The organism is Microbacterium sp. H6, assembly GCF_003314775.1.
Classification (GTDB): domain Bacteria; phylum Actinomycetota; class Actinomycetes; order Actinomycetales; family Microbacteriaceae; genus Microbacterium; species Microbacterium oxydans.
Map to the genome: position 1 here is coordinate 13,202 of NZ_QOAY01000035.1, position 2,968 is coordinate 16,169.

Annotated in this window: 3 protein-coding genes; 2 read left to right on the plus strand and 1 reads right to left on the minus strand. The window is 67.5% G+C overall.

Features of this window, described 5'->3' with window-relative positions; translation table 11 throughout:
* Nucleotides 1-1,459 (minus strand): glycosyltransferase (locus DSP71_RS02255; protein WP_113680302.1); only part of this gene is annotated, 1,459 nt, incomplete at its 3' end.
* A gap of 159 nt (nucleotides 1,460-1,618) precedes the next feature.
* Here DSP71_RS02255 and DSP71_RS02260 point away from each other — a divergent pair.
* Both DSP71_RS02260 and DSP71_RS22955 read left to right on the plus strand, forming a co-directional pair.
* Nucleotides 1,619-2,254, plus strand: a complete 636-nt coding sequence (locus DSP71_RS02260) for a PadR family transcriptional regulator (RefSeq protein WP_179516270.1) — start codon at nucleotides 1,619-1,621, stop codon at nucleotides 2,252-2,254.
* A gap of 45 nt (nucleotides 2,255-2,299) precedes the next feature.
* On the plus strand, nucleotides 2,300-2,968 hold a 669-nt coding region (locus tag DSP71_RS22955; RefSeq protein ID WP_258546217.1), incomplete at its 3' end, for an AarF/ABC1/UbiB kinase family protein.

The following is a 2,968-nucleotide window of genomic DNA, read 5'->3' on the forward strand; positions in this document are numbered from 1 at the left end:
CCTTCACGGTCAGCGCGCCTCCGCGGGAGTCGTCGTCGGGACCGAACACCTTGACGGGGTCGATCGCCACGCGGGCGGAGTCGAGCTTGCGGGGAAGTCGACCTCCGAGACGGCGCTCGGCACCGGTGTCGCGGTCGCGGAGGAAGAGGTCAACCCGGTCGTTGCGCAGCTCGCGGTTGGCGACCACGAGGTTCTCCGGGAGTCCCTCGGTCGTCGAGGCCGGGAGCGAGATGAGTCGCGTCACCTTCTTGGGGCGTGCGGATCCGGACTCGGCGTCCGTCGACTGTTCGACCGTGGATTCCAAGACGAACGCGTCCTGGCCGCTCCTCGTGAGGGTCACGCGGATCGTGAAGTGCAGACCGCCACCGCGAGACCAGTGCACCTCGGTCACGACGGCGCGACAGGTGATCTCGGATTCGAAACGCGCGAGCTCCAACAGGTCGTCACGTCGCCCGGCGCGCAGCAGAGCGGCGCGGATCCGATGCGGGAATCCCAGGCCGGCATCGACGCCGGGTCCGAAATGCTCCTGCGTCAGGGGCGTGACCACATCGAGCAGGCGTTCACGATAGTCGTCGGGGTACCTGGCCATCTGTCGGCCCGAGAGCCGCTTGAGGATCTTGCCTCGGAACCAGTGCCGCAGAAGACGATCGCGCAGCTTTCCCGGCTCGGTGTGAGCTTCGACGAGATCGAGCACCGTTTCGAGGTGCGGGAAGTACGACTCGGGGTCGATGCGCGAAGAGCTTGCGCTGCCCGGCTCCTTCACCCAGGCGTAGCACGGCTCGCTCGCCAGGACCGAGATCCTCGACGCCGCGAAGTACGCCTGCATCACGAAGAGATGGTCTTCCAGCCGCACCTTGCCCTCGGGGAAGCGGATGCCGTTGGCCCGAAGGAAAGAGGTGCGGAACATCTTGTGCGGTGTCAGCATCTCGAGCAGCGGGTCGGTTCCGAGGACCGCATCCGGGATGTCGTGGCTGAAGATCCGACTCGGAAGGCGGCGGCCGATGCCCACCTCCTTGCCGATGATCACATCGGAGGAGTGCAGGTCGGCGTAGTCGCACAGCTTCTCGAGTGCACGGTCGAACAGATAGTCGTCCTGATCGACGAACTGCACGTACGTCCCGCGAGCCGCATCGACGCCGTGGTTGCGCGGCATGCCGGGCCACCCGGAGTGCGCCAGCGACAGCACGCGTACGTGGGGGCGGTCGCGGGCGATGTCGGCCAGCCGAGCAGAGGTGGGCTCGCCGGATCCGTCGTCGCACAGAAGCACTTCGAACGACGCAGTGCCAAGACTCTGGCGATCGAGTGACGCGATGAGATCGTCGAACGAGGGGCCAGGTCGCCACACCGGTACGATCACGCTCACACGGATGGTGCTCGCGTCGCTGCTGCTCTTCTCCGGTCGATCACTCTGTGACAAACGTCTCACTCCCCCACGTCGACAACTCCCAGAGCTAACCACTTCTTCCTGTGTGCGTCACCGGGCTTGCGCGACGGCCGGGCGTGTGGTGCGCAACAGGTGGAAGTCATCCACGGGTCGAACGATCGAAGACTCCCACCCCGCGCCCAGGGTTAACGATATATCGTTGAGTATCGTTCACACCTACAGCGGGAGGTCATCATGAGCAACGCATTCCCCTCCAACCCGTTCGGCGGCAACGGCGGTTCCGGCAGCAGCGGCGGATCCGGCGGGTTCTTCGGCGGACCCGGCTTCGGCGCCGGCTCCGGTGGACCGGCATCCGCGATCTTCGAGGCGATGGACCAGCTCCGGAAGTCCTTCGAGTCCCGCCCCTCCGGCGGTTCGCGCATGGCCCGCGGTGACGTCCGTACGGCCGTGCTCTCCCTGCTGGCCGAGAAGCCGATGCACGGCTACCAGATCATCAACGAGATCGCCGAGCGCAGCGGCGGCACGTGGAAGCCGAGCGCCGGTTCCGTGTACCCGACCCTGCAGCTGCTCGCCGACGAAGGGCTGATCGAGGCGGAGGAGCAGAACGGCCGTAAGACCTACTCGCTCACCGAAGCCGGCCGCGCGGTCGCCGACGAGAGCTCGGAGACCCCAGCCCCCTGGGTCTCGTCGAACGGCAAGGACGGTCAGCGCGACAACGCCCGCTTCCACGCTCTGCCGAAGGCGGGCGTCGACCTCGCTGCCGCGGCTGCCCAGGTGGGTCGCAGCGGGTCCGCTGAGCAGGTGCACCAGACGATCGAGGTCCTCGACGAGGCCCGCCGTAGGCTGTACACGATCCTCGCGCAGGACTGACCGCGCAGTGCGGCATCGAGTGGGGGTCTGCGAAGGGACCACGCGATGACGGATGCTGCGGCACACGGCGTGCACCGCGCCAGGTACCGTCGCATCCTGTCGTTCGCCGGTCGCGAGTTCTTCAAGATCTGGTGGTTCGAACTCGTCCTGCCCCGCTTCGGCATGAGCCGAATCGCGGAGCGGACACGCGGGCAGCGGATGCAGACGTTCGCTCGTCGGTTCCATGTGCTCGCCGTGGAACTCGGCGGACTCATGATCAAGGTGGGACAGTTCATGTCGTCGCGCCTCGACGTGCTGCCGCCGGAGATCACGAAGGAGCTCGAGGGGCTGCAGGACGAGGTTCCGCCCGTGCCCACGCCGGCGATTCGTGCGCTCGCCGAAGCCGAGCTCGGGATCCCGCTCGAACGTGCCTATGCCTGGTTCGATGAGAACCCCGTCGCGGCGGCTTCCCTCGGGCAGGTGCATCGCGCCCGACTGTCGGCGCTCGATGCGGCGGACACCGGGCTCGGCGAGGTCGTCGTGAAGATCCAGCGACCCGGCATCGACGAGATCGTGGCGGTCGACCTCGCGGCGCTCCGCCGGGTCGCGCGCTGGCTGACGCGCGTGCGCATCGTCGCCGACCGGGTGGATGCGCCCGCGCTCGTGGAGGAGTTCGCCGCGACCAGCCTCGAGGAGATCGACTACCTGCATGAGGCCGCGAGCGCGGAACGCTTC